A 26,104-nucleotide genomic window follows, 5' to 3' on the forward strand; every position below is an offset into this window, starting at 1 on the left:
CGGCCGGAGCTGACCTCGGCCAAGATCGTGGTCTCGGGCGGCCGGGCGCTGGGTTCGGCCGAGGCGTTCAAGACGGTGATCGAGCCGCTGGCGGACAAGCTGGGCGCGGCCATCGGCGCCTCGCGCGCGGCGGTCGATGCGGGCTACATGCCCAACGACTACCAGGTGGGCCAGACCGGCAAGATCGTCGCGCCGGAGCTCTATGTGGCCGTCGGCATCTCCGGCGCCATCCAGCACCTGGCGGGCATGAAGGACTCCAAGATCATCGTCGCCATCAACAAGGATGAGGAGGCCCCCATCTTCCAGGTGGCCGACTTCGGCCTCGTCGCCGACCTCTTCCAGGCCGTGCCGGAGATGACCTCCAAGCTCTGACGCGCGGCCGCACGGCAGCGGAACAGGGCCCGCCCGGCACCCGCCCGGCGGGCCTTTTCCTTTTCCGCCCTTGCCCTTGGCATTTTGGCGAGGGCGCTCCGCTTTGCCGTTGGTGGTTTCGTCCCTTTCTTCTAGGCTGTGCCGCGCAGGGAGGGAGAACAGATGACTGCTGCACTTTACGACATTCCGCTCAAGACCATTGCGGGCGCGCCCGCCGCGCTCGGCCAGTACGCCGGCAAGGTGCTGCTGGTGGTGAACGTGGCCTCGAAGTGCGGGCTGACGCCCCAGTATGCGGGGCTGGAAGCCCTCTACGAGCGCTACCGGGACGAGGGCCTGGTGGTGCTTGGCTTCCCCGCCAACGACTTCGCGGGGCAGGAGCCCGGCACGAACGAGGAAATCCAGGCGTTCTGCCGCACCAACTACAGCGTTGAATTCCCCATGTTCGAGAAGATCGCCGTCACCGGGGAGGGGCAGCACCCGCTCTACCGGGCGCTCACGTCGGCAAAGCCGGGCACGGTCGTGCCGGGCGACGGGTTCCGGGAGCAGCTGAAGGGCTATGGCATCACCCCGAACCCGGAGCCGGGCGTGCTCTGGAACTTCGAGAAGTTCCTTGTCAGCCGCACGGGCGAGGTGGTGGGCCGCTTCGCGCCCGACACGGCGCCCGATGACCCCCGCCTCATCGCGGCGATCGAGGCCGAGCTGGCGAAGGCCTGAGCGCGGCGCGGGCTACCCAATCCCGTTTCGCTGCGCTAGGCAGCGGGAGGCGGCATGGCGTCGCCTCCCTGCATGGAAGGAGAAGGCAGATGGCGGAACTCCACCTCACGCTCGGCAACAAGAACTATTCCTCCTGGTCCGTCCGGCCGTGGCTGGCGCTCAAGGCGTCCGGCCTGCCGTTCACCGAGACCACCTACGGTCTCTACACCGAGGAAATGGACGCCTGGATTGCGGCCAACGCGCCCAACCGCAAGGTGCCGCAGCTTCAGCATGGCGCGCTGAGGATCTGGGATTCCCTCGCCATCATCGAGTATGTGGCCGAACTCGCCCCCGAGGCCGGGCTGTGGCCGCGCGACCGGGAAGCCCGCGCCATTGCCCGCGCGGTCTGCGCCGAGATGCACTCGGGCTTTCAGGCGCTGCGCCAGAACCTCGGCATGAATTCCCGCCGCCGCTATTCGAATTTCGTTGTGCCCGAGGCCGCGCAGGCCGACATCGAGCGCATCCAGGCCCTGTGGGCGGACTGCCGCCAGCGCTTCGGCGCCAAGGCGGGCGGGCCGTTCCTGTTCGGCGCGTTCGGCGCGGCGGACTGCTACTTTGCCCCGGTTGTCTCCCGCTTCGTCACCTATGGCGTGGCGCTGACGCCGGAGGCGCAGGCCTATGTGGACGCCGTCATGGCCCACCCCTTCGTCGTCCAGTGGATGGAAGACGCCAAGGCCGAACCCTGGGTGATCGACAAGTACGAGCTGTGAGTTTTGGTGTTGCAGGAGGGGGCCCGTGCGCGGAGGCGCACAAACGATCGCTCCCTCCTGGCAACCTCCCGTTCGATTCAAGGGGCCGTGTCCTTGCGTCAAAGGGCGCGGCCCTTTGAAAAACGAAGGGAGTGCAGAGGGTCCGCGACCCTCTGCAAAAAAATCCGTCCAGAAAATCCCTATTTCTTCCCGGCCCCCGGCTTCGACCCCACGACGGCGGCGATGAGGTCGGTGGCGGGTTTGGCGTCCCATTCGGCGGGGCCGGCGATGCGGGCGATTTCCTTGCCGCTGCGGTCGTAGATCACGGTCAGCGGCAGGCCGCGCGCCTTGTAGCCGAGGGCGAGCTGGTTCTTCTTGTCCAGGTAGGGCGCGATGTTCCGCAGGCCGCGCTTCTGCCAGAAGGGCTCGACCGCCCGCCAGCCTGCCATGTCCATGGAGACGGTGACGACCGCCAGGTCCTGTGCGGGGAACAGGCTCTGGAGCGTGTCGAGGGTGGGCATTTCGGTGACGCACGGCGCGCACCAGGTGGCCCACAGGTTCAGCACCACCACCTTGCCCTTGAAGTCGGCGAGGCTGAGGGTCTTGCCGCCCTTGGCCTCGAAGGCGGTGTCGGGCGCGGGCGTGCCGGCGTGGCTGAAGTCCAGCCGCGCGAGGTCGCCGGTGGCGAACCGGCTCAGGTCGCCCCCGGCCGGAGCGGCGGCGGCCGCGAAGGGTGCGGCGGAAGCAAGGGTTGCAAGGCCTGCGGCACAGGCGGCAAGGGTCAGATAAGCGGTTGCGCGGCGCGGCATCGCCCGGGTCCTCCACAAACTGTCAGCCTGGCCTTGTGCTAGGCGAAAAGGGCGCGCCGGGCCAACCCTTGCGCGCCCTTGCGGCAGAGTATCGCGTCAGGCGGTTACGGGTTCGCGGTCAGCTCGTTCTTGTAGACCGTGCCGCCCTTCATGACGAAGCCGACCGATTCCAGCTCGCGGATGTTGGCGATGGGGTCGCCCCGCACGGCGACGATGTCTGCCTTGAGGCCCGGGGCGAGCTGGCCCCACATCTTCTCGACGCCGAGCGCGGTGGCGGCGTTGATGGTGGCGGCCTGGATCGCCTGCATCGGCGTCATGCCGTAGTCCACCATGATCGCGAACTGGTGGCCCACATCGGCGTGGGGGTAGACGCCCGCGTCCGAGCCGAAGATCATCTTCACGCCCGCCTGGAGGGCCTTGCGGAAGTTGTCGCGCTGCACCTGCGCCACTTCCCGGTCCTTGCGGAGGAATTCCTCCAGCACGCCGTTGGCCTTGCCGTAGGCCTGGGTGAATTCGGTGTTGTAGATGTCCATGGCGAGGAAGGCGCCGGTCTTCCTGGCGAGGGCGATGCCCTCGTCGTCGATGATGCTGGCGTGCTCCACCGTATCGACGCCGCTGCGCAACGCGGTCTTGATGCCGTCGGTGCCGTGGGCGTGCACCGCCACCTTGCGGCCGTGCATGTGCGCCTCGTCGATCAGCGCCTTCATCTCCTCCTCGGTGTACTGCTGTGCGCCCACCTTGGTGCCCTTGGAGAAGACGCCGCCGGTGCCGCAGAACTTGATGACGTCAACGCCGTACTTGATGTTCCGGCGCACCACGCGGCGCACTTCCGTCGGGCCGTCGGCAACGCCGTCGCTGGTGTCGGCGTATTCGGGCGGCAGCAGGTTGTTGTCGCAGTGGCCGCCGGTGATGCCCAGCGCCGGGCCGGAGACCAGCATACGCGGGCCCGGCACCTCGCCGTCGGCGATGGCGTCCCGAATCGCCACGTCCGAGAAGGCGGGGGAGCCCACGTCGCGGATGGTGGTGAAGCCCGCCATCAGCATCTTCTGGGCGTTGGCGACGCCGCGCACGGTGGCGCGGGGAACAGAGGTGGCGAGGCCGTCGTAGCTGCCCTCGTAGGGGTTGGCGGTGACGTGGGTGTGGGCGTCGATGAGGCCGGGCATCACCGTGGCGTTGGAGAGATCGATGACGGTTGCGCCGGCCGGAATGGCGGTGGAGCCCGCCGGGCCGACGCTCAGGATGGTGTCGCCCGAGATGAGGAGCACCTGATCCCTGCGGATCTGGCCTGCCGCCACGTCCACCAGACGCCCGGCCTTGATGGCGGTGACGGCGGGGGCGGCGGAGTCGGTCGGTGTGGCCTGGGTGGCGCCGGGCAGGGCCAAGGCGCTTGCGGCGAGGAGCGCAAGGACGTATGCGCCATGGCGGGCCGGGCGGCTCCAGGCGTTGCGTGCTCGGTTCATTGTAGAGGCTCCTGAATTCGGGATGAGGCAGATGGCGAACAGCAAGGCGGCCAACCAGTTGTGGGGCGGTCGTTTCAGTGGCGGACCGTCTTCGGTGATGACGGAGATTAACGCATCGATCGGCTTCGACAAGCGTCTGTGGAAGCAGGATATCGCCGGGTCGCGGGCCCACGCCGCCATGGCTGCCGCCCAGGGCATTCTCTCGGCGGAGGACAACGCAGCCATCCAGGCCGGGCTGGATCAGGTTGCCGCCGAGATCGAGGCGGGCAAGCTGGTGGAGGATCCGGCGCTGGAGGACATCCACATGCACGTGGAGGCGCGCCTTGCCCAGCTGATCGGCGAGCCTGCCAAGCGCCTGCACGTGGCCCGCTCCCGCAACGATCAGGTGGCGACCGACTTCAAGCTGTGGGTGCGCGATGCCATCGATCAGGTGGACGCCGCCCTGCGCGAACTTCAGGTGGCGCTGGTCAAGCGCGCCGAGGAGCACGTGGAGACCGTGATGCCCGGCTTCACCCACCTTCAGGTGGCCCAGCCCGTCACCCTCGGCCACCATCTGATGGCCTATTACGAGATGATCCGCCGCGACCGCGGCCGCTTCCAGGATGCCCGCAAGCGCCTGAACGAGTGCCCGCTCGGCGCGGCGGCGCTGGCCGGCACCAGCTTCCCGACCGACCGGTTCAACACGGCGGCGGCGCTGGGCTTCGACCGGCCCACCGCCAACAGCCTCGATTCCGTGTCGGATCGGGACTTCGCGCTGGAATTCCTCGCCGCGGCCGGCATGGCGGGCCTGCACCTGTCGCGTCTGGCCGAGGAGATCATCATCTGGGCAAGCCAGCCCTACCGCTTCGTCAGCCTGCCCGATGCCTTCTCGACCGGCTCGTCGATCATGCCGCAGAAGCGCAACCCGGACGCGGCCGAGCTGGTGCGCGCCAAGGCCGGGCACATTCTGGGCAACTTCCAGCGGCTGGCGGTGGTGATGAAGGGGCTGCCGCTCGCCTATTCCAAGGACATGCAGGAAGACAAGGTGCCGGTGTTCGAGGCGTTCGACACCCTCGCCCTGTGTCTGGCCGCCACCACCGGCATGGTGGAGACGCTGGTGTTCAACCCCGAGCCCATGCGTCAGGCCGCTGCGTCCGGCTTCTCCACCGCCACGGACCTGGCCGACTGGCTGGTGCGGGCGGCGGGCGTGCCGTTCCGCGATGCCCACCACATCACCGGCAATGCGGTGAAGCTGGCGGAGAGCAAGGGCGTCATGCTCCATGAGCTGTCGCTGGACGAGCTGAAGGGGGTCGACGCGCGCATCACCGAGGATGTCTATTCGGTTCTCACCGTCGAGGCGTCCGTTGCCAGCCGCACCAGCTACGGCGGCACCGCGCCGAGCCAGGTGCGGGCGCAGGTGGATGCCGCCAGGAGGGAACTGGGCCTATGAGCCGTGCCGTTTTCGTCGTGATGTGCGCCCTGGCCGTGGCGGCCTGCGGCAAGCGCGGTGTGCTGGAGCCGCCCGAGGGGCGGCAGCCGCCCGCACCCATCTGGGTGGAGCAGAGCGGGGGCGTGCAGCCGCCGACGCCTGCCCCGGCCCATCCCCAGCCGCCCGCCTCGCGCGAGCTGTCCACGCCCTCGACAACGACCGACGGCCCGAGGAGCTGAATTCATGCGTCATTTCACTTATCGGGAAGGTCAGCTCTTTGCCGAGGACGTGCCGGTCGCCCGGCTGGCGGAGGCCGTTGGCACGCCCTTCTACTGCTACTCCACCGCCACGATCGAGCGGCACTTCGATGTGTTCTCCCAGGCCTTCGAGGGGCTGGATGCGCTGGTGTGCTTTGCGGTCAAGGCCAACTCCAACCAGGCGGTGCTCGCCACCCTCGCCCGGCGCGGCGCGGGGGCGGACGTGGTCTCGCTCGGCGAGCTGAAGCGGGCGCTGGCCGCCGGCGTGCCGCCCGAGCGCATCGTCTTCTCCGGCGTCGGCAAGACCCGCGAGGAAATGGCGGCGGGCCTTCAGGCGGGCATCTACCAGTTCAACGTGGAGTCCGAGCCCGAACTCCATGCCCTGTCCGAGGTGGCAGCCAGCCTTGGCCTGACGGCGAACATCGCCTTCCGCGTCAATCCGGACGTGGACGCCAAGACCCACGCCAAGATTTCCACCGGCAAGGCGGAGAACAAGTTCGGCATCCCCTGGGAGCAGGCGCGGGAGATCTACGCGAAGGCGGCCGCGCTGCCGGGCATCCGGGTGGTGGGCGTTGACGTGCACATCGGCAGCCAGCTCACCGACCTCACCCCGTTCGAGGAAGCCTTCAGCCGCGTTGCCAATCTCATCCAGATGCTGCGCGCCGATGGCCACACCATCGAGCGGGCGGATCTGGGCGGCGGCCTCGGCATTCCCTACTACCAGGACAGCGACGCGCCGCCGCTTCCCGTGGCCTATGGCGCCATGGTCAGCCGGGTGACGAAGAACCTGGGCGTGCGGCTGATCTTCGAGCCGGGCCGTCTGATCGTGGGCAACGCGGGAATTCTGGTCTCCCGTGTCGTCTACGTGAAGAAGGGGGCGAACAAGACCTTCGTCGTGATCGACGCGGCCATGAACGATCTGATCCGCCCGTCGCTCTACGACGCCCACCACGATATTGCCCCGGTCGTCGAGCCGCAGGCGGTGACGCCGCGGATGACCGCGACGGTGGTGGGGCCGGTGTGCGAGACCGGCGACACCTTCGCCACCGACCGCACCATTCCGGCGGTGAGCGAGGGCGATCTGCTGGTGATCCACTCCGCCGGCGCCTATGGCGCGGTGATGTCCTCCACCTACAACACCCGCCTTCTGGTGCCGGAAGTGCTGGTGAAGGGCGAGGATTTTGCCGTTGTCCGGCCCCGTCCCACCTATGAGGACCTCATTGGACTCGACAGACTGCCTCACTGGTTCAATTCTTAAGGCAGTTTGACACCAGGCCTGACGGCACGGGAGGCGGCCCTATGGCCCGGCCGAGCCAGTTCGCGGGAAACCCAGACGGCAAGGAGGCCTCCTTGCCGCCCGGGCTTGTGCGTCGTGTCACGCTGGCCCGGGCCTCGCTCTGGCTGGAGCGGGCCTTTCCCCGGCTGGCGGGGGCGGTTGCCGCCGGGGCGCTGTTCGTGGCGCTGGCCCTGCTCGGGGTCTGGGCCGTGGTTCCCGGCCTCGTGCGCTGGCTGTGCCTTGTGGGCGTCAGCCTGTTCCTGCTCTGGACCGCCGTGCGGCTGTGGCGGACCAATCCGTGGCCGTCGGCGCGGCAGGGGCTTGCCCTCATCGAGGCGCGCTCCGCCCTGCCGCGCGGCCAGCTTGCCCTGTTGCACGATCACCCGGCCCCGGGCGGCGCGCCGGAGGATGGCCTGTCCGGCCAGCTCTGGGCGCGGGCGCGGGAGGAGGCGGCGCGGGCGGCCCTGCGGGCCCGCCTGCCGCTGCCGCGCATCGACGTGGTCTCGGCGGACCGCTGGGGCCTCGGCGCGCTGGTGGTGCTGGGGCTGGTGCTTGGCACGCTGGTGGCGGGCAAGGACGCCCGCTGGCGCATCGACGACGCCCTCTCGCCCTGGCTCACCTCGCTGGCCAATGTCACGGTGGAGGTGGTCGTCACCCCGCCCGCCTACACCGGGCGCCCCGCCGCCGTCCACACCGTGGCGGGGGACGGGCATCTGGCGGTCTCCGCGCTGACGGGCAGCACCATGCGGCTGGTGGCGCGCGGGCTGGACGGAACCCTGGCGCTTGTGCCGCCGGAAGGGGAAGCCCTGCCCTTCCAGGCCGTGGCCGATGGTCTTTCGGTCAGCGCCACGGTGAAAACCGGCGGCATCTGGCGGGTGCGGCACGGGTTGCGGACCGTCGTCACGCTCGACGTCGCCGTTGCGCCCGACACGGCCCCGCGGGTCGCGCTGACGGGCGAGCCCTCCGTCACGGCCACCCAGGCGCTGCGCCTGCCCTATCGCATTGCCGATGATTTCGGCGTGACCCGCTGGCATCTGGCGGTCACCCGGGGCGACGAGACCCGCCGCTTCACCCCGTCCGCCCCGCCGTTGCAGGGGGACGGGGTCATCTACATGGATTTCACGCCCGACCCCTGGGCGGGCTCCACGGTGCAGCTGCGGCTCGTGGCGCTGGATGCGGCGGGCAACAAGGGGCAGAGCACGGCGCTCACCCTGACGCTGCCGGAGCGGCGCTTCACCCATCCCTTCGCGCGGCGGATCATCGCCCTGCGCAAGGAGCTACTGGAGCAGCCCGCCTCGCGGGCGCTCGTTGGCAAGAAGCTGACCGAGGCGGCCACCGACATCGGCGCCTATGATGGCGACTTCAGCGTGTTCGCCGGCTTGCGCAGCGCCTTCTGGCGTCTGCGCTACGACCGGGAGGACCCGCGCGGCTGGTCCGTCGCCCGCCTGCTGTGGGATGTGGCGGTCGCGGTGGAGGAGGGGGATCAGGGCCGCCAGCTTCAGGATCTGCGCCGCAGCCTCGACGAGCTGGCCGCCCGCATGGGGCAGGCGAGCGAGGGCGAGCTGGCCGAGATGTCGGACCGCCTCACCCAGGCGCTGGCGGCCTATCTCAGCGAGATGATCAGCGCAGCGCCGCCCATGGCCTCCGAGGCGGAGATGGCGGGGGCGCGCGTGCTCGACGCGGCGGCGCTGGGCGACCTGCTCTCCGATCTGCGCGAGCGGCTGGCGGCGGGGGACGAGGCTGGCGCCCGCCGCGCGCTGGAGACCTTGCGGGCGCTGGTGGAGAACCTGCGCTCGGCGGGCAGCATGGCGGGGGTGCAGGCCTCGGCGCTGGGCGAGGCCCTGTCCGGCCTCCAGAACCTTGAGGCCCGGCAGCGGGAAACGCTGGGCCAGACCATCGGCGCGGGCCTCAGCAACGCGCTGGGCGGGGGCAATCAGGCGCTGAAGGATCTGGGCGAGACGCAGTCCCGGCTCTCGGCCGAGGCGGGGGCGCTGGGGGATCGTCTGCGTCAGGCGGGCCTCAATGCGCCGCCCGCGCTGGGGCAGGCCCGCCGCGCCATGGCGGCGGCGGCCGAGGCCCTGGGCGAGGGCCGGGTGGAGGCCGCCCTTCAGGCCCAGAGCCGGGCGATGGAGGCGCTGGCGGACGCGCAGGAGAGCCTGCGGGCGCAGCAGCAGCAGGCGGCCTCCGGCCAGTCGCCCGGCGGCGCCATGGGCACCGGGCTTGATCCCCTCGGCCGGTTCAGCGGCGGCGGCCTCGGGCCGGAGTTCCGCCTGCCCGATGGCAGCGAGCGCCGCATGGTCGATGCCATCCGCAGCGAGCTGGAGCAGAAGGCGGCCGATCCGCGCCGCAGCGCCGAGGAGCGCGCCTATTACCTGCGCCTCCTGCGGCAGTTCTGACCTCTCGTCCCCGGCTCGGACCTCTTGTCCCCGGCGCGTTACGCACCAAGTTTGGGAGGCTGCGGCGCAGCTTGCGCCCCCTGAATTGCTTTGAAACTTGAACCCGACCCCGTTACAACGCGTCGCTTTCCCGCGGTCGGCGAGAAAGGAGTCAGATGAAACCGGTTCGCATTGCAGTATTTCCCGTTGGCGGTCTGGGCACCCGTTTCCTTCCGGCGACCAAGGCCATGCCGAAGGAAATGCTTCCCATCGTGGACAAGCCGCTGATCCAGTACGCTGTGGAAGAGGCCCGTGCGGCAGGAATCGAGGAGATCATCTTCGTGACCGGTCGCGGCAAGACCGCAATCGAGGACCATTTCGACTATGCCGCCGAGCTGGAGCAGGTGCTCAGCTCCCGCGAAAAGAACGGCATTCTCACCGAGCTTCGCGAGATCCCCGGCCCGCCGGGTTCCATCTCCTACACCCGCCAGCAGGAGCCGCTGGGTCTGGGCCATGCCGTCTGGTGCGCCCGGCACCTGGTGCACAACGAGCCCTTTGCCGTGCTGCTGGCGGACGACCTCATCAAGAGCGATGTGCCCTGCCTCAAGCAGATGGTGGACGCCTACGAGCAGGTGGGCGGCAACATCGTCGCCGTGACCGAGGTGCCGCAGGAGCACACCAACCGCTACGGCATCGTCGCGCCGGGGGCGCGGAAGGACCGCCTCGTCGAGATCAAGGGGCTGGTGGAGAAGCCGAAGCCGGAGGAGGCGCCCTCGCGCACGGCGGTCATCGGCCGCTACATCCTGCAACCGGTGGTGCTGGACATCCTCAGCAACCAGCAGTCGGGCGCGGGCGGCGAGATCCAGTTGACCGACGCCATCGCCAAGGCGCTGACGGTGATCCCCACCCACGGCTTCCATTTCGAGGGCACCCGCTTCGACTGCGGCGACAAGGCGGGCCATGTGATGGCCAACATCGCCTTCGCGCTGGAGCGTGAGGACATCGGCGCGGACGTGCGCCAGTATATCGCCCGGCTTCAGCTGACCTGAGGCAGGCGGCAAACCGAGGGCTCAACCGAACGCGGCGCTGGCGGCAAACCGGCGCCGCTTCTTTTTTGCCGCTTCTCTTTTTTTGGGGGGTATCAGGGCGCGGGCTGCCGCCGGGCGACCAGATGCAGCAGCCAGCTGCCGGCATAGAGCACGCCCGAGGCGATGGTCACCACCGTCACGGCCACGATCAGGGCCTCGGGAATGGCGAAGGTGTTGACGCCCAGAATGCCGCTGCCGAGCGTGACCACCATGAGGATCATCTGGAGGGCGGTTGAAATCTTGCCAATAGCAAGCGGTAGCAGGTCATGGCCGAGGTGCAGCGCCCGGCTGAGCAGGGCGCCCGCCAGGATGATGACGTCGCGCGCCAGCACCAGCAGCGCCAGCCACCAGGGCAGCGGACCGGCGGCCGCCGCCGCGATGTAGGACAGGTTGATGAGCGCCTTGTCCGCCAGCGGGTCGAGCATCTGCCCGAGCACGCTGATCTGCCGCCAGCGGCGGGCCAGATAGCCATCCACCGCGTCCGTGATGGCGGAGACGGCGAACAGGGTCGCGGCCAGTGTCGCCTCGCCCTTGTAGATGAGAGCCGCGACAATGGGCGCCGCCAACAGGCGCAACACGCAGAGGATGTTCGGCAACGTCATCTACAGAGCCTTTTTGGACAACGAGCACACGTACACGAGCGTTCCTGCTGGCAACGGGATGCCAAATTCCTAATATAAGCAGAAACGGATGAGGCTCCAAAAGCAGGAGAGATATATGTTTCGTGTGCTGACGCCTGGCTTTGCGGTGGCGGGGCAGTTGCAGCCGGAGGACATGGCGACAGCCGCAACGCAGGGGTACACGCTGGTCATCAACAACCGGCCCGACGGCGAGGAGCCCGGCCAGCCCGCCTCCGAGACGATCGCGGCGGCGGCGCGTGCGGCGGGCCTTGCGTATCACCATATCCCGCTGAGCGGGGGCGGCCTGACGCTCGACCACATCACCCGGACCGAGGAAGCGCTGGCGCAGGCCGAGGGGCCGGTGCTGGCGTTCTGCCGCTCGGGCATGCGCTCGACGACGCTGTGGGCCCTCGCCCGGGCGAAGGCGGGGCAGGAGCCGCAGGAGCTGGTATCCACCGCCGGCCAGGCAGGCTATGATCTGAGCCCGATGGTGGGCCTGATGACTCGTCTCAAACAGGGCAACATGTGAGGTAGACGTGAAGGCGGCCTATTACGCACGGTTTGGTGGCGCTGAACTGCTGAACGTTGGTGAATTGCCGGAGCCCCCGCTGGCAGCCGGTGACGTGCTGATCCGCGTGAGGGCTGCCGGGGTCAACCGGCTTGACTGGAAGATCCGGCAGGGGGCGTTCAAGTCCACCCTGCCCTACGCCTTCCCCATCATTCCCGGCTGGGACGCGGCGGGCGAAGTGGCCGCCGTGGGCGAGGGCGTGACGGGGCTGTCCAAGGGTATGCGGGTCATGGCCTGCACCCGGCAGCCGGTCGTCCAGTGGGGCGCGTGCGCCGAATATGTGGCGGTGCCCGCCAGCTCTGTCGCCCAGACGCCGCAGAGCCTAGATGATCCGCAGGCGGCGGCGCTGCCGGTGGCGGGGCTGACGGCCTGGCAGGCGCTGGTGGAGTTCGCCCGCGTCGAGGCCGGGCAGACGGTTCTGGTCCACGGCGCGGCGGGCGGCGTCGGGTCGCTGGCGGTCGGCATTGCCCGCCAGCGCGGCGCGACGGTCATCGGCACCGCAAGCCCCGACCAGGCGGACTATGTGCGCGCGCTCGGGGCCGATGCGGTGCTCGACGATGCCGCGCCCGACCTGGCGGCGGCCATACTGGCGCGGGCTGCGGACGGCGTTGACGTGGTGCTCGACACCGTGGGCGGCGAGACGCTGGTGCTGTCCTACGGCGTGGTGAAGCCGGGCGGCACGCTCGTCAGCCTGGTGGAGCAGCCGGATCTCGACCAGTGCGCCCACAAGGACCTGTCGGCCCGGCAGCTGCTGGTGCGGCCCGATGGCGGGCAGCTGGCGGAGGTGGCGGCGCTGGTGGCGTCCGGCGCGGTGCCCCTGCCCGAAATCCAGACCCTGCCGCTCGAACGCATTGCCGAGGCGCACCGGCTGAGCGAGGCGGGGCAGGTGCGCGGCAAGCTGGTGCTGACCATTTCCTGATCTTTGCGCAGGGGTTGCGGGCAGCGTGTCCGCGCCACGGGGGAGCCGCGACGGGCGGCAGGGGGGAGTATGCACGTGGTGGCACCGGAGAACATCTTCACCGCGCTCGACTATGCGGGCGTTGCCGTTTTTGCCGCGACCGGGGCGCTGGCCGCGGCCAAGATCCGGGGCGACATCATCACCTTCGCCTTTTTCGCGGCGGTCACCGGCGTTGGCGGCGGTACGCTGCGCGACGTCCTGCTCGATGTTCCGGTATTCTGGGTCCGCAACCCCGGCTACGTGGCGGTCTGCCTCGCCATGGCGGTGCTGGTGTGGTTCACCGGCGGCCCGCGCCGCTGGCGGGAGCAGGCGCTGCTGTGGCTCGATGCGCTCGGGCTGGCGGGCTATGCCATCCTTGGCGCATCGAAGGCCCTGGCGGTCGGGGTGCATCCGCTCATCGCCGCCATCATGGGTATGCTGACCGCCTGTTTCGGCGGCGTCATCCGGGACGTGCTGGCTAAGGAGTCCTCGTCCATCATCAAACGCGAGATTTATGTCTCGGCGGCCATTCTGGGCGCGGGCAGCTATGCGGCGCTGGTCACGGCAGGGCTTCCCGCGCGCTACGCCATGGTCCTTGCCTTTCTGGCGTCGTTCCTGCTCCGGGGCGGGGCCATGCTGAAGGGGTGGCACCTTCCGGCCTTCCCCGATCCGGTCGCCCCCCGGCGGGAGCGGCTGTCGGGCCGGGGCGACGAGGAGGCGTGATCCTCTCTCCCCCAAGCAGGGGCACAAACGAAGGGGGGCTGGAAACCCTGGTTTCCAGCCCCACTTGCTGTTTTCACACTCTGACTGATTTGAGGATCAGTAGTGGTAGGCCCGCTCGCCGTGGGTGGAGAGGTCGAGGCCTTCGCGTTCCTCGTCGGTGGTGACGCGCAGACCGATGGTCTTGTCGATGATGAAGTACAGCACCGCCGAGACCACCGCGCTCCAGGCAACGCCCACCACGGTCGCCTTGGTCTGGATCCAGAGCTGGTGACCCATGTTGAAGTCGTCGATGCCCGTGCCGCCCAGCGACGGCGCCACCAGCACGCCGGTCAGGATGGAGCCGATGATGCCGCCGACGCCGTGGATGTTGAACACGTCGAGCGAGTCGTCGTAGCCCAGCTTGTTCTTGATGGTGGTGCAGAAGAAGAAGCAGACCACCGAGGCGATGGCGCCGAGGACGATCGAGCCCACCGGGCCCGCGAAGCCGGCCGCCGGCGTGACGGCAACGAGACCGGCGATGACGCCCGAGACGATGCCCAGCAGCGACGCCTTGCCCTTGACCGCCCATTCGACGAACAGCCAGGCCAGAGCCGCACCGGCGGTGGCGGTGAAGGTGTTGATCATGGCCAGCGCCGCGCCGCCGCCCGCAGCGGCCGCCGAACCGGCGTTGAAGCCGAACCAGCCCATCCACAGCAGGGCCGCGCCCACCATGGTGAGGGTGAGGGAGTGCGGCGGCATGGCTTCCTTGCCGTAGCCCACCCGCTTGCCGATCATGATGCAGCCGACGAGACCGGCCACACCCGCGTTGATGTGCACCACGGTGCCGCCCGCGAAGTCGAGCGCGCCGTCACCCTGGAGCCAGCCGCCGCCCCATACCATGTGGGCCATCGGCACGTAGGAGAAGGTGAACCACAGGGCGGTGAACCACAGAACGGCGGAGAACTTCACGCGCTCGGCGAACGCGCCGAGGATCAGCGCCGGGGTCAGGCCCGCGAAGGTCATCTGGAAGCAGACGAACACCATCTCGGGAATGGTGCCGGAGAGAGAATCGGGCGTGATGCCCGCCAGGAACGCCTTGGAGAGGCCGCCATAGACGGCGTTGCCGTCGGTGAAGGCCAGACTGTAGCCGTAGAGGACCCAGAGGATCATCATCAGGCAGCCCACGGCGAACACCTGAACCAGCACGGAGAGCATGTTCTTGGTGCGCACCAGGCCGCCGTAGAACAGCCCGAGGGCCGGTACGATCATCATGGCCACCAGCACGGTGGAAATGAGCATCCAGGCCGTATCGCCGGTATCCAGTGCGGGCGTTGCCTCCGCAGCCTCCTGGGCGAAGGCCGCCCCGGCCGCCAGCGCCGTGCCGATGCCGGCGGCGGCGCTCGCAAAGTGACGAAGAAGTTTCTGCATGTTGCTACCCTTGTCCTACAGCGCCATCTCGTTCCGTTCGCCGGTGCGGATGCGCACCGCTTCCGACACCTCGGTGACGAAGATCTTTCCGTCGCCGATGGTGCCGGTCTGTCCTGCTTGCTGGATGGCTTCGATGGTGCGCTCTGCCATGGAGTCGGCCACCACCACATCGAGCCTCAGCTTGGGCACCAGGTTGGTGGTGTATTCTGCGCCTCGGTAAATCTCGGTATGCCCCTTCTGCCGTCCGAAACCCTTGACCTCGGTGACGGTCATCCCGTCCACGCCGATGGCAGTCAGCGCATCGCGAACCGGATCGAACTTGTAGGGCTTAATGATCGCCGTGATCAGTTTCATGCCCGCCTCCCTGTTGACCGGCGGATCGGAAGTTGCCGGCCAGAGTTGCATTGCAGGAGGCGTGCCAAAACGGGGCTGTTGCCCTCAGGGGCGGATATCCGGGGGTTTTCGGGGCAGGGGGCGTCCTGGCGGGCGGACGATTCTGCGTATTAAATAATCAATTAGGAATATGTGCCTAATTTTGATGCAATCTGGCGCCGGCCAGAGCGCTGATCTGGGGCCAGGCGGTCTCGGTTGCCCGTCTGCCCGCCTGGATGAGTTCCTCGGCCCGGGTGAAGTCCCCCACCTCGATGTGTCCGATGGCCGGTGTGATCACCACGTCGGCGGGATTGGCGGTCAGCACGTGGTTGGCGAGGGAGGAGAGCAGCAGGCCGAGCGAGGCGCGGGTCGTGCGGATGGCGGAGATGCGGGTGGTCCCGGCCGCGCGGCGGAAACCGGCGGCGGCGGCCCGGTTGACGTAATCGCCCTGGAGGTTGACGGCAACGACAGGGCAGGCGCTCAGCTGCCGCGCCGCCGAGACCGGCACCGGGTTCACGAGGCCGCCGTCCGCCAGCATCCGGCCGTCCCGCAGGACGGGCTTGAAAATGCCGGGAATGGCGAGGGAGGCGCGCACCGCCTCCACCACCGGTCCGTCCCGCAGCACCACCTCCGCGCCGGAGATGAGATCGGCGGCCACGGTGGCGCAGGGGAGCGCCAGGTCCTCCAGGCGCAGGTTGCCGAAGTGGCGGCGCAGTTGCCGCTCGATGGTGCGCCCGCCCAGAACGCCGCCCCGGAAGCTGACATCCAGATAGCGCAGCACCGTCAGCGCCGTGGCCGAGCGGGCCAGGTCCTCCAGCGCGTCCAGCTTGTCGGCGGCGAGGCACGCCGCCACCACCGCGCCGATGCTGGTTCCGGCCACGGCATCGATGCGGACGCCGCGTTCAACCAGCGTCCGCACCACGCCGATATGGGCCCAGCCGAGCGCTGCGCCGCCCCCCAGGGCCAGGGCGACAGCGGGCGGCGTCACGGTCATGGGCCTTGCTCAATTCTCGCGAATGGGCGCGTTCCAGCTCACAGCTGCCGCATCATGAAATCGCCGGACTTGCAAAGGGCGGCGAACTGCTCCGACGCGCGCAGGCCGTCGGGGGCGGTGTTTTCCTCGCACGGGGTGAAGCCAAGCTCGGAGAAGATGCCCGACTTGTCATCCGTGAAGATGTAGAGGGTCTTGATGCCTTCCCGGCGCGCGCTGGCGGCCACTTCCTCCAGCATGGTGCCGCACAGTCCCTGGCCATGATGGCAGCCCGTCGTCAGGAACGAGCGCAGGATCGCGGCGTCGCCATAAATCTCCAGACTGCCGACGGCGACCCGCCAGCCATCCTCGTCAACGAACGCAAAAAACTTCCGGTCGCTGCCTTCCCGATCGCCAAGCAGGAGGCTGTTGTCCGCCAGAACCGAAGACAGGGCATCATAGTCCTCTCGCGGGATCTGGACCATCTTAAGGCTCATGGTGTTTCCCTCCTCCCAAGCTAGAGGGTAATCACAGGGGCATTATTCCACAATGGCCTTGCGCCCCGGCATCCGGGCCACGGCTCGGCCTGTGGTGACGCGCATCGTTGAAAGATCTTTAACCTCAGATAGTTGCCGGTTTTGTGACAACAATTTAAGTCCGTACAATTGCCGGGGTATGGCGAATATATCCCGTTCTGGTTCGAAAGCCTGGTCTGGCTGGGCCCGACCGGTGCGCGGCGACTCATCCCGCTCAGGCGTCCGGCGTCTCGTCACCCGGTGTCATGTCGCCCTGCTGCTCCTCGCCCCCGGCGGGTTCCGGGGGATGTTCGTTCAGCAGGGCGAGGGCCTGCTCGGCTTCCTGAACGGGCACATGCACGATGACCCCGCGCATGGTCGGGTCGATCCCCGCCAGCACATGGGCGCTGTTCTCGCCTTCGATGCCGGGGGTCAGGCCATAGGCCTCCAGCATGGCCTTGACCAGTTGCGCCTCGGCGAGGGTGCTGAAACGGCCGATCTCCACCCAGTCGGTCTCTTCGGGCAAATCTGGCAAGCGTGTCTCCGGGCGATAGCGTTCTCGGGGGGGCGTTCTCGGGGCTTCCTCGGGGGCGTTCTCGGGCTTCGGGCCCGCAATATAGAATGCGCAGCCGCCCGTTTCGTTCCGGCCAGCCGGAAGGAACCGCACCGGCACCCCGGCGGTGCCCGCGTGTCAGCCCGTGCCGCCGACGGTCAGCCCCTCGATCAGCAGCGTCGGCTGGCCGACGCCGGCGGGGACCGACTGGCCGCCCTTGCCGCACACGCCGATGCCGGGGTCGAGCGCCAGATCGTTGCCGATGGCCTTGACGCGGGTCAGCACGTCCGGGCCGTTGCCGATGAGCGTTGCGCCCTTGAGGGGGCGGCCGAGCTTGCCGTTCTCCAGTTCGTAGGCTTCCGTGCAGGAGAACACGAACTTGCCCGAGGTGATGTCCACCTGCCCGCCGCCGAAGGTCTTGGCGTAGATGCCCTTCTTCACCGAGCCGATGATCTCGGCCGGGTCCTTGTCCCCGCCCAGCATGAAGGTGTTGGTCATGCGCGGCATGGGGGCGTGGGCGAAGCTCTCGCGCCGCCCGTTGCCGGTGGCTTTGGCACCCATCAGGCGGGCGTTCATGCGGTCCTGCATGTAGCCCTTGAGAATGCCGTCCTCGATCAGCACGGTGCGCTCGGTCGGCGTGCCCTCGTCGTCGATGGTGAGCGAGCCGCGCAGGCACTCGAGCGAGCCGTCATCCACCACGGTGACGCCCGGGGCGGCCACCCGCTCGCCGATGCGGCCCGAGAAGGCGGAGGTGCCCTTGCGGTTGAAGTCGCCCTCAAGGCCGTGGCCGATGGCCTCGTGCAGCAGCACGCCGGGCCAGCCGGGGCCGAGCACCACGGTCATCTCGCCCGCGGGCGCGGGGACAGCCTCCAGGTTCACCAGTGCCTGCCGCAGGGCCTCGTCCGCCACCGTCCGCCAGGTCTCGGGCGCGAACAGGCGCGTGTAGTCGTGCCGCCCGCCGATGCCCTCGTAGCCGGACTCGCGCCGCCCGTTGTGCTCGGCGATCACCTGCACGTTGAGCCGCACCAGCGGCCGCACGTCCCAGGCGCGGTAGCCGTCCGGGCGCAGGATCTCGATGACGGTCCACGAGCCCACCAGCGAGGCCGACACCTGCACCACGCGCGGATCACGCCCGCGCAGGTAGGCGTCGATGTCCGCCAGCAGTTTCGTCTTGGCCTCGAACGGGAAGGTCTCGAACGGGCTGTCCGGCTGGTAGAGCATCCGGTTGGTGCGCGGCGGCGCGTCGGCCCAGCGGGCCTCGCGGCCGGAGCGGATGGTGGCGACCGTGTCGCCCGCGCGGCGGATCGCCGCTTCGGACAGTTCGTTGGCGTGGGCAAAGCCCGTGGTCTCGCCCAGCACGCCGCGCAGGCCGAACCCCTGCGTCGTGTCGAAGGTGGCGCTTTTCAGCCGCCCGTCATCGAAGCCGAAGGATTCGGACAGGGTGTGCTGGAGAAACAGCTCGCCATCGTCGAGGCCCGCGAGTTTCTCGGCCACGAGCGCAGCCACCCGCGCTTCGTCCATGTCGGTGCGGGTATAGAACAGATCGCGGGCGAGGGCGGCGGGGGTCTTCGACACGGCTGGATTCCTTTCACCCGGCAGAAGCGGCGTTGCTCAATAAAACGACCGGCCCGTCATCGCGTCTCATGGCGTGGGCCAAACGACGGGCGGGCGGAAACGCGAAGGGGCGGGCCGAACGAAGGGCCGGCGGCTTGTCGTGTTGCCGAGGCGCCCGTTGCAGCGCTGCCCGCTGCTGTGGCGCCCGCTGTTGTGGCGCCCGCTGTTGTGGCGCCCGCGGGGCGTCTCCCGCACCGGCGGGGTCGCCCCGGGGATCGGGCCGGGCCGTCCGGCGGCTCAGGCCGCCTTGTTGCTCTGCTCGTCGGCGGGGCCGCCCTTCAGGATGTAGAGGCGGTCGCAGTAGCCGCACTCGACCTTCCCGCTCGCCCCGACCTTCAGGTACACGCGCGGGTGGCCGAGGGGGCCCTCGCCGCCATCGCAGGCAACCTGCGGCGTATCGATGTAAATGACTTCCGGTGGTGGAGGCGCGTTGTTCATGCCGAGCAAATCCCAGTTTGGTACCAGAGTGATCTCGGAATGAGCAGATAGCACCGCTGATGCCGAGTTTGAAGGGCAAGTACAGGGCGTCATGAACGCCCTGGCGCGCCCGGGTTTCAGATGCGGTTGCAGGCGCGGATTCTGGCGCGGTTTCAGGCGGGGCTTCCGGTGTCGGGCGGCCCCTTCAGTTCCACCATGTTGCCCTCCGGGTCGTGCAGATAGAGGGAGGGGCCTTCCCCTTCCGCTCCGTAGCGCGGGGCCGGCTCGCCGGACTCGACCCCGTGGGCGGCCAGAAAGGCGCGGATCTCGGCCGCATCGAACGGCTCCACCCTGAGGCAGAGGTGGTCCATGTTGCGCCCCTCCGCGCCCGGTGCCGCGCCGCCCATCCGGCCGAGCCTGCCCTCGACCGTCACCAGATCGATGAGCGACCGCCCGGCGCGCAGCTGCACGAGGCCGATCTCGTCCTGCCGGCGCTCGATCGGGCAGCCCAGCACCTCGACGTAGAACCGGAGCATGGCGTCCAGATCCTTCACCCGGAGGACGACATGATCGATTTCGCGAACCCTGATCATGGGCGATGATCCCCTTTGGTGGTGCGGGCTGCCGGAGCCCTCACGGTTGGCCCTGGCGCAACGCCTCCGGCGTGATTTGCGCGAACCTTTTATGCGAATGCAGTGTTCTTGACGGGCGAATTGTCGGGTTTCCGGGGCGGCAGTATAACTCTTTGGCTTTGGTAAGTCATTTGATTATATGGGATTTTGTTGCGCTCCCTGTTCGGGGAGCGGGTCTGCCCGGCCGGGCGGATGCGGCGCACACGACCTTCGACAAGTGCGCCGACAGGGGTTATGTGTCTGCACCATGACGACAGTATCTGCCATTTCGATCCGTAACCTGGTCAAGACCTACAGTAACGGCAAGCAGGCCCTGCGGGGCGTGTCGCTGGAGATTCCGCAGGGATCGTTGTTCGGTTTGCTCGGGCCCAACGGCGCGGGCAAGTCCACCATGATCAACATCATGGCGGGGCTGGTGAACAAGACGGCCGGGTCGGTCGAGATCTGGGGGTTCGACACGGATCGCAACCCCCGCAACGCCAAGCTGTCCATCGGCATTGTTCCGCAGGAGCTGGTGTTCGACGCCTTCTTCACGCCGTTCGAGACGCTGGAGTTGCAGGCGGGTCTTTACGGCATTCCCCGCGAGAAGCGCCGCAGCATGGAAATTCTGCGGGCGCTGGGGCTGGAGGACAAGGCCCACGCCTACACCCGCACCCTGTCGGGCGGCATGAAGCGGCGTCTGCTGGTGGCCAAGGCGCTGGTCCATGCGCCGCCGATCCTGGTGCTGGACGAGCCCACGGCGGGCGTGGACATCGAGCTGCGCCAGCAGCTCTGGGCCTATGTGCGCGAGCTGCACGCGGCGGGCACCACCGTGGTGCTGACCACCCACTACCTTGAGGAAGCGCAGGAGCTGTGCGACCGCATCGCCATTGTGAACAAGGGCGAGGTGGTCGCCAACGCGACCAAGGACTCGCTGATGGCGCAGGCGCACGACAAGGTGGTGGTGGTGACCATCGACCGGGAGCTGACCGAGGTTCCGCCGGTGCTGTCGCAGTTCAACGCCACGCTGCGGGACAGCCGCCGCATCGCCGTCACCTACGACAAGCGCTGCGTCAATTCGGGGCAGGTGCTGGCGGCGCTTGCCACCTGCGGCTTCGGCATCGAGGATGTCACCACGGAGGAGGCCGATCTGGAGGACGTCTTCCTGCGTCTGACCCAATCGCCTGCGTCGGAAAGGGAAGCGCCGGTCCATGTTGCCTGAGGACTTGTATCAGTTCGACGTTCTCGTGATCGGCTCGGGCGCGGCGGGCCTCACCCTCGCGCTCGACCTGGCAGGCCAGTACAAGGTGGCGGTGCTCTCCAAGGGGGAGATGGCGGCGGGGTCCACCGCCCGCGCCCAGGGCGGCATCGCGGCGGTGCTGGAGGAAGGGGACACCTTCGAGTCCCACATCGAGGACACCATTCTGGCGGGGGCCGGCCTCAACAACCGCGCGGCGGTCGAATTCGTGGTGGAGCGCGCGCCGGCGGCCGTCGAGCAGCTCGCCCGGCTGGGCGTTGCCTTCAATGCGGGCGAGACGCCCTCCCAGCCCTTCCACCTCACCCGCGAGGGCGGCCACAGCCGCCGCCGCATCGTGCATGTGGATGACGCCACCGGCTTTGCCGTGCAAAAGGCGCTGATGGCCCGGGCGCTGGCCGAGCCCAACATCCGCTTCTTCGGCAACCGCTTTGCCGTCGATCTCATCACCGAGCGGCACACCGGCCGCGGCGGCGAGCGCCATTGCTACGGCGCCTACGTTTACAACAGCGAGACCAGCCACGTGGAGCGGTTCACCGCCCGCGCCACCGTGCTGGCAACGGGCGGGGCAAGCCGGGTCTACCTCTACTCCACCAACCCGGACGGCTCGACCGGCGACGGCATCGCCATGGCCTGGCGGGCGGGCTGCCGCGTCGCCAACATGGAGTTCAACCAGTTCCATCCCACCTGCCTGTTCCATCCGCAGGTGAAGAACTTCCTCATCACCGAGGCCATGCGCGGCGAGGGCGCGCACTTGAAGCTGCCGGACGGCACCCGCTTCATGGACCGCTTCCACGCCCAGGCGGAGCTGGCGCCGCGCGACATCGTCGCCCGCGCCATCGACCACGAGATGAAGCGGCTGGGCGTGCCGCATGTGTACCTCGACATCAGCCACAAGGACCCGGACTTCGTCGTCTCCCACTTCCCGACGATCTACCGGCGGCTTCTGGAGCTGGACATCGACATTACCCGCCAGCCGATCCCGGTGGTGCCCGCGGCCCACTACACCTGCGGCGGCGTGCTCATCGATCTGGCGGGCCACACCGATCTGACCGGGCTCTACGCCATCGGCGAGACCGCCCATTCGGGCCTGCACGGGGCCAACCGCATGGCGTCCAACTCGCTGCTGGAATGTCTGGTGTTCGGCCATGCCGCCGCCGAGGACATCCGCCACCGCATGGACGGCCTGCCCGAGCCGCCGGTCCCCGCGCCGTGGGACGAGAGCCGGGTGGAGGATTCGGACGAGGCGGTCGTTGTCTCCCACAACTGGGCGGAGCTGCGCCAGTTCATGTGGGACTATGTGGGCATCGTCCGCACCACCAAGCGGCTGGAGCGGGCCCAGCACCGGGTCAAGCTTCTCCGGCGCGAAATTCAGGAGTACTATGGCAACTTCCGCGTGACGCGGGATTTGCTGGAGTTGCGGAATCTGGTGACGGTTGCCGATCTGATTGTCCGGTCGGCGCTGGCCCGAAAGGAGAGCCGCGGTCTCCATTACACGCTGGACTATCCCGATCTGCTGCCGGAGGCGCGGGATACGGTTCTGGAGCCCTGGGCGGAATCCTGATCCCGGCGCAGGCCGGAGGAGGCGAGGGGACATGCTGGATCATGACCTGCTGCAACGTCTGATGACGTTGCTGGCCGAATTGCCGTCACGCCGACCCCACGCGAGCCTGCCCCGGGAGCTGGACCTGCTGTTCGACCGGCTGAAGCAGGACGCGCCGAGCCCGTCCGCCCACGAGGTGGAGGATCTCATCTGGCAGGTCTGGGCCGAGGAGGAGGATTCGGCGGCCGGCAACGGCATGGAGGCGGCGATTCGGGCGCTCGCCCTGCGCCATCTGGACGAGGCCGAGGACCTGCTCGACCAGCTGGCCGAGCTCTATCCCGACTGGCCCGAGGTCTACAACAAGCGCGCCACGCTCTACTTCATCGACGGCGAGGACAATCTGGCGCTGGCGGACATCCTGCGCACGCTGGAGCTGGAGCCGCGCCATTTCGGCGCCCTGGCCGGCCTGGGGCAGATCTGCCTGCGCAACGGCGAACCGGAGGCGGCGGCGGCGGCGTTCCGGGCGGCGGCGCAGATCAACCCCCATCTGGTGGGCGCAGCGGCGCTGCTGGAAGACCTGTCCGAACACAAGCCGCTGGCGAACTGACCGGATGCGCTGGCAGTCTGTCCTCCCGGCGGCTTTCGGCCTGCCCGATCTGACGGATTGTGCGGGCGGCACGGCTAAAGCGGGCGGTTCTTCCGGCACAAGTGTAGTCAACGCCCTGAAGCACCGCTAAGTTGCGCCCCATGAGCACCCAGAAGCACCTCTATCTCGTCGACGGCTCCGGCTACATCTTCCGCGCCTATCACAAGCTGCCGCCCATGACCGACCCCTCGGGGACGCCGGTCAACGCCGTCTACGGCTTCACGGCCATGCTGTGGAAATTGCTGGAGGATCTGAACGACGCGGAGAACCCGACCCACCTGGCCGTGATCTTCGACGCCGCCAAGCGCACCTTCCGCAACGATATCTACGCCGACTACAAGGCCAACCGCCCCGAGCCGCCGGAGGACCTGAAGCCCCAGTTCGCCCTGATCCGCGACGCCGTGCGCGCCTTCTCCGTGCCCTGCATCGAGCAGGAGGGCTACGAGGCGGACGATCTCATCGCCAGCTACACCCGGGCCGCGTGCGAGGCGGGCTACCATGTCACCATCGTCTCGTCCGACAAGGACCTGATGCAGCTGCTGCACCTGCCCTTTGTCGACCTGCTGGACACGCTCAACAACCGCCACCTTGGCCCCGAGGCGGTGCTGGAGAAGTTCGGCGTGCCGCCCGAGAAGGTGATCGAGGTGCAGGCGCTGATGGGCGATTCCATCGACAACGTGCCGGGCGTGCCGGGCATCGGCCCCAAGACCGCGGCCGAGCTGATCAACCAGTACGGCGACCTTGAGACGCTGCTCTCCCGCGCCCACGAGATCAAGCAGCCCAAGCGCCGTGAGAACCTGATCCAGTACGCGGATCTGGCCCGCATCTCGAAGCAGCTGGTGACGCTCAACGACAGCCTGCCGCTGCCGATGCCGCTGGACGATCTGGTGATGAAGCGCCCGCCCCGCGAGCCGCTCAGCGCCTTCTTCGACAAGCACGGCTTCCGCTCGCTCAAGGCCAAGCTGGCCTCGCGGGAGGTGGGCGAGGACGGCGCGCCCGCGCCTGTCGTCGCGAAGGTGGACACCGCCGCCTACGAGTGCGTCACCACCGAGGACCGGCTGGACTGGTGGGTGAGTGCGGCGACCGAGGCCCGGCTGGTGGCGGTCGATACGGAGACCACCTCGCTGGACGCCATGAAGGCCGAACTGGTGGGCGTCAGCCTCGCCATCGCGCCGGGCAAGGCCTGCTACATCCCCGTCGGCCATGTCTCGGCGGGCGGCGGCCTGCTGGCGGAGCGGCCCGCCCAGTTGCCGCGCGAGACGGTGCTGGCGAAGCTGAAGCCACTGCTGACGGACCCCTCCGTCCTCAAGGTGGGGCAGAATCTGAAGTACGACCTCCTGGTGCTGCGCCGTCTGGGGCTGGACATCACGCCGTTCGACGACACCATGCTGCTGTCCTATGCGCTGGACAACGGGCGCAACAGCCACGGCATGGACGTGCTGGCGAACCTCCACCTCGGCCACACCACCATCAAGTACACGGACGTGTGCGGCACCGGCAAAGGCCAGATCGGCTTTGCCGAGGTGCCGCTGGACAAGGCCACCCAGTACGCCGCCGAGGATGCGGACGTGACCTGGTGCCTGCACTGCACCCTCAAGCCGCGTCTGGCGCGGGAGGGCATGGCGAGCGTCTACGAGACGCTGGAGCGGCCGCTGGTGCCGGTGCTGGTGGAGATGGAGCGCGCGGGCGTGCTGGTGGACCGCCAGACCCTCTCCCGCCTGTCGGGCGACTTCGCCCAGCGCATGGCCGCGCTGGAGGCGGAGATCCACGAACTGGCCGGCGGCCCCTTCAACGTGGGCTCCCCCAAGCAGCTGGGCGAGATCCTGTTCGAGCGCATGGGGCTGAAGGGCGGCAAGAAGGGCAAGACCGGGGCCTATTCGACCGACGCCGACGTGCTGGAGACGCTGGCCGGTCAGGGCGTTGTCCTGGCCCAAAAGGTGCTGGACTGGCGCCAGCTCGCCAAGCTCAAGAGCACCTACACCGACGCCCTGCAAACCCAGATCAACCCGGAGACGGGGCGGGTCCACACCAGCTTTGCGATGGCCGCCACCTCGACGGGCCGGCTGTCGTCCACCGATCCCAACCTCCAGAACATCCCGGTGCGCACCGAGGAAGGCCGCAAGCTGCGCCATGCCTTCGTCGCGCCGGAGGGGGCGGTGCTGATTTCGGCGGACTACAGCCAGATCGAGCTGCGCCTGCTCGCGCACATTGCCGACATCCCGCAGCTCAAACAGGCCTTCGCCGACGGCATCGACATTCACGCCATGACCGCCTCGGAGGTGTTCGGCGTGCCGGTCGAGGGCATGGACCCGATGGTCCGCCGCTCCGCCAAGGCCATCAACTTCGGCATCATCTACGGCATCTCGGCCTTTGGCCTTGCCCGCCAGCTGGGGGTGTCGCGCACCGAGGCGCAGGGCTTCATCGACCGCTACTTCGAGCGCTTCCCCGGCATCCGGGACTATATGGATGCAACCATCCAGTTCTGCCGGCAGCATGGCTACGTGGAGACGCTGTTCGGGCGGCGCACCTACATCTCCACCATCAACGACAAGAACCCCAGCCAGCGCAACTTCGCGGAGCGGCAGGCGATCAACGCCCCCATTCAGGGCACGGCGGCCGACATCATCCGCCGGGCGATGATCCGAATGCAGCCAGCACTCAACGCAGCGGGGCTTGATCCGGTCCGCATGCTGCTTCAGGTGCACGACGAACTTGTGTTTGAATCGCCGCAGTCGCTGGCGGAGGCCGCATGCACCGTCATCCGGCAGGTCATGTCGGGGGCCGCCGAGCCTGCGGTGCGCTTGTCTGTGCCATTGGTCGTGGAAGCGGGGCAGGGGGCAACCTGGGGAGCGGCTCACTAAGAGGC

At 68.5% G+C, this 26,104-nt stretch carries 26 protein-coding genes; 15 read left to right on the top strand and 11 right to left on the bottom strand.

Annotation, left to right across the window (positions count from 1 at the left end; translation table 11 throughout):
- The 3 genes from ACSJJU_RS12665 to ACSJJU_RS12675 form a co-directional block, all read left to right on the top strand.
- The coding region (locus ACSJJU_RS12665; protein WP_435915906.1) for an electron transfer flavoprotein subunit alpha/FixB family protein at positions 1–372 on the top strand (372 nt) is incomplete at its 5' end.
- A 162-nt stretch (positions 373–534) separates the two neighbouring features.
- Entirely contained in the window at positions 535–1,086 is a 552-nt protein-coding gene (locus ACSJJU_RS12670; protein ID WP_435915907.1) for a glutathione peroxidase, read from the top strand.
- Positions 1,087–1,175: 89 nt separating this feature from the next.
- Positions 1,176–1,835 carry a glutathione S-transferase family protein gene (locus ACSJJU_RS12675; protein ID WP_435915908.1) on the top strand — a complete coding sequence of 220 codons (660 nt, stop codon included), beginning with the start codon at positions 1,176–1,178 and terminating at the stop codon, positions 1,833–1,835.
- Between the two features lie 179 nt (positions 1,836–2,014).
- Here the strand turns inward: ACSJJU_RS12675 and ACSJJU_RS12680 are convergent, their stop codons facing one another.
- Positions 2,015–2,623, bottom strand: coding sequence for a TlpA family protein disulfide reductase (locus ACSJJU_RS12680; protein WP_435915910.1), 609 nt, complete (start codon positions 2,621–2,623; stop codon positions 2,015–2,017).
- A 104-nt stretch (positions 2,624–2,727) separates the two neighbouring features.
- A complete protein-coding gene (locus ACSJJU_RS12685; protein ID WP_435915911.1) occupies positions 2,728–4,083 on the bottom strand; it encodes an amidohydrolase family protein in 1,356 nt (451 codons plus the stop codon).
- A 31-nt stretch (positions 4,084–4,114) separates the two neighbouring features.
- Here ACSJJU_RS12685 and argH point away from each other — a divergent pair, with 31 nt between their 5' ends.
- The 5 genes from argH (at position 4,115) to galU (ending at position 10,448) form a co-directional block, all read left to right on the top strand.
- Positions 4,115–5,512: an argininosuccinate lyase gene (gene argH, locus ACSJJU_RS12690; protein WP_435915912.1), complete on the top strand. Its 1,398-nt coding sequence runs from the start codon at positions 4,115–4,117 to the stop codon at positions 5,510–5,512.
- Complete coding sequence (locus tag ACSJJU_RS12695) at positions 5,509–5,730, top strand: hypothetical protein (protein ID WP_435915914.1); 222 nt, start codon at positions 5,509–5,511, stop codon at positions 5,728–5,730. The genes argH and ACSJJU_RS12695 overlap by 4 nt, the downstream gene beginning before the upstream one ends.
- A 4-nt stretch (positions 5,731–5,734) precedes the next feature.
- Positions 5,735–7,006: a diaminopimelate decarboxylase gene (gene lysA / locus ACSJJU_RS12700; RefSeq protein WP_435915916.1), complete on the top strand. Its 1,272-nt coding sequence runs from the start codon at positions 5,735–5,737 to the stop codon at positions 7,004–7,006.
- A 92-nt stretch (positions 7,007–7,098) separates the two neighbouring features.
- On the top strand, positions 7,099–9,420 hold the full coding sequence (locus ACSJJU_RS12705) for a DUF4175 family protein (RefSeq protein WP_435915918.1): 2,322 nt from the start codon (positions 7,099–7,101) through the stop codon (positions 9,418–9,420).
- A 155-nt stretch (positions 9,421–9,575) separates the two neighbouring features.
- A complete protein-coding gene (gene galU, locus ACSJJU_RS12710; protein ID WP_435915919.1) occupies positions 9,576–10,448 on the top strand; it encodes a UTP--glucose-1-phosphate uridylyltransferase GalU in 873 nt (290 codons plus the stop codon).
- A 92-nt stretch (positions 10,449–10,540) separates the two neighbouring features.
- Here the strand turns inward: galU and ACSJJU_RS12715 are convergent, their stop codons facing one another.
- Positions 10,541–11,089 carry a CDP-alcohol phosphatidyltransferase family protein gene (locus ACSJJU_RS12715; protein WP_435915920.1) on the bottom strand — a complete coding sequence of 183 codons (549 nt, stop codon included), beginning with the start codon at positions 11,087–11,089 and terminating at the stop codon, positions 10,541–10,543.
- Positions 11,090–11,204: 115 nt separating this feature from the next.
- Here ACSJJU_RS12715 and ACSJJU_RS12720 point away from each other — a divergent pair, with 115 nt between their 5' ends.
- The 3 genes from ACSJJU_RS12720 to ACSJJU_RS12730 all read left to right on the top strand — a co-directional run bounded on the left by ACSJJU_RS12720 (position 11,205) and on the right by ACSJJU_RS12730 (position 13,335).
- Positions 11,205–11,636, top strand: a complete 432-nt coding sequence (locus ACSJJU_RS12720; RefSeq protein WP_435915921.1) for a TIGR01244 family sulfur transferase — start codon at positions 11,205–11,207, stop codon at positions 11,634–11,636.
- Positions 11,637–11,643: 7 nt separating this feature from the next.
- Complete coding sequence (locus tag ACSJJU_RS12725) at positions 11,644–12,594, top strand: NADP-dependent oxidoreductase (protein WP_435915922.1); 951 nt, start codon at positions 11,644–11,646, stop codon at positions 12,592–12,594.
- Positions 12,595–12,663: 69 nt separating this feature from the next.
- Positions 12,664–13,335: a trimeric intracellular cation channel family protein gene (locus ACSJJU_RS12730; RefSeq protein ID WP_435915924.1), complete on the top strand. Its 672-nt coding sequence runs from the start codon at positions 12,664–12,666 to the stop codon at positions 13,333–13,335.
- A gap of 96 nt (positions 13,336–13,431) precedes the next feature.
- Here ACSJJU_RS12730 and ACSJJU_RS12735 read toward each other — a convergent pair whose 3' ends face one another.
- The 8 genes from ACSJJU_RS12735 to ACSJJU_RS12770 all read right to left on the bottom strand — a co-directional run bounded on the left by ACSJJU_RS12735 (position 13,432) and on the right by ACSJJU_RS12770 (position 19,776).
- Positions 13,432–14,742 carry an ammonium transporter gene (locus ACSJJU_RS12735; protein ID WP_435915926.1) on the bottom strand — a complete coding sequence of 437 codons (1,311 nt, stop codon included), beginning with the start codon at positions 14,740–14,742 and terminating at the stop codon, positions 13,432–13,434.
- Between the two features lie 15 nt (positions 14,743–14,757).
- Positions 14,758–15,096 carry a P-II family nitrogen regulator gene (locus ACSJJU_RS12740; RefSeq protein ID WP_435915928.1) on the bottom strand — a complete coding sequence of 113 codons (339 nt, stop codon included), beginning with the start codon at positions 15,094–15,096 and terminating at the stop codon, positions 14,758–14,760.
- A 175-nt stretch (positions 15,097–15,271) separates the two neighbouring features.
- Positions 15,272–16,108, bottom strand: a complete 837-nt coding sequence (locus tag ACSJJU_RS12745) for a patatin-like phospholipase family protein (protein WP_435915929.1) — start codon at positions 16,106–16,108, stop codon at positions 15,272–15,274.
- Between the two features lie 38 nt (positions 16,109–16,146).
- Positions 16,147–16,581 carry a GNAT family N-acetyltransferase gene (locus ACSJJU_RS12750; RefSeq protein ID WP_435915930.1) on the bottom strand — a complete coding sequence of 145 codons (435 nt, stop codon included), beginning with the start codon at positions 16,579–16,581 and terminating at the stop codon, positions 16,147–16,149.
- A gap of 253 nt (positions 16,582–16,834) precedes the next feature.
- Entirely contained in the window at positions 16,835–17,134 is a 300-nt protein-coding gene (locus ACSJJU_RS12755) for a hypothetical protein (RefSeq protein WP_435915932.1), read from the bottom strand.
- Between the two features lie 156 nt (positions 17,135–17,290).
- A complete protein-coding gene (gene tldD / locus ACSJJU_RS12760) occupies positions 17,291–18,673 on the bottom strand; it encodes a metalloprotease TldD (protein WP_435916051.1) in 1,383 nt (460 codons plus the stop codon).
- A gap of 330 nt (positions 18,674–19,003) precedes the next feature.
- Complete coding sequence (locus tag ACSJJU_RS12765) at positions 19,004–19,204, bottom strand: zinc-finger domain-containing protein (protein ID WP_435915933.1); 201 nt, start codon at positions 19,202–19,204, stop codon at positions 19,004–19,006.
- Between the two features lie 152 nt (positions 19,205–19,356).
- Positions 19,357–19,776, bottom strand: a complete 420-nt coding sequence (locus ACSJJU_RS12770; RefSeq protein ID WP_435915934.1) for a VOC family protein — start codon at positions 19,774–19,776, stop codon at positions 19,357–19,359.
- Positions 19,777–20,062: 286 nt separating this feature from the next.
- On the opposite strand from ACSJJU_RS12770, the gene ACSJJU_RS12775 reads away from it, so the two are divergent.
- The 4 genes from ACSJJU_RS12775 (at position 20,063) to polA (ending at position 26,099) form a co-directional block, all read left to right on the top strand.
- A complete protein-coding gene (locus ACSJJU_RS12775) occupies positions 20,063–21,016 on the top strand; it encodes an ABC transporter ATP-binding protein (protein ID WP_435915935.1) in 954 nt (317 codons plus the stop codon).
- The gene (gene nadB / locus ACSJJU_RS12780) at positions 21,006–22,613 is read left to right on the top strand and encodes an L-aspartate oxidase (protein ID WP_435915937.1); all 1,608 of its coding nucleotides are present in this window, start codon (positions 21,006–21,008) and stop codon (positions 22,611–22,613) included. The genes ACSJJU_RS12775 and nadB overlap by 11 nt, the downstream gene beginning before the upstream one ends.
- 31 nt (positions 22,614–22,644) lie before the next feature.
- On the top strand, positions 22,645–23,199 hold the full coding sequence (locus ACSJJU_RS12785; protein WP_435915938.1) for a tetratricopeptide repeat protein: 555 nt from the start codon (positions 22,645–22,647) through the stop codon (positions 23,197–23,199).
- Positions 23,200–23,339: 140 nt separating this feature from the next.
- Positions 23,340–26,099: a DNA polymerase I gene (polA, locus tag ACSJJU_RS12790; RefSeq protein ID WP_435915940.1), complete on the top strand. Its 2,760-nt coding sequence runs from the start codon at positions 23,340–23,342 to the stop codon at positions 26,097–26,099.
- Positions 26,100–26,104 lie beyond the last annotated feature (5 nt).

This window comes from Pedomonas sp. V897, from assembly GCF_051304405.1.
Classification (GTDB): Bacteria; Pseudomonadota; Alphaproteobacteria; order Sphingomonadales; family Sphingomonadaceae; genus Pedomonas.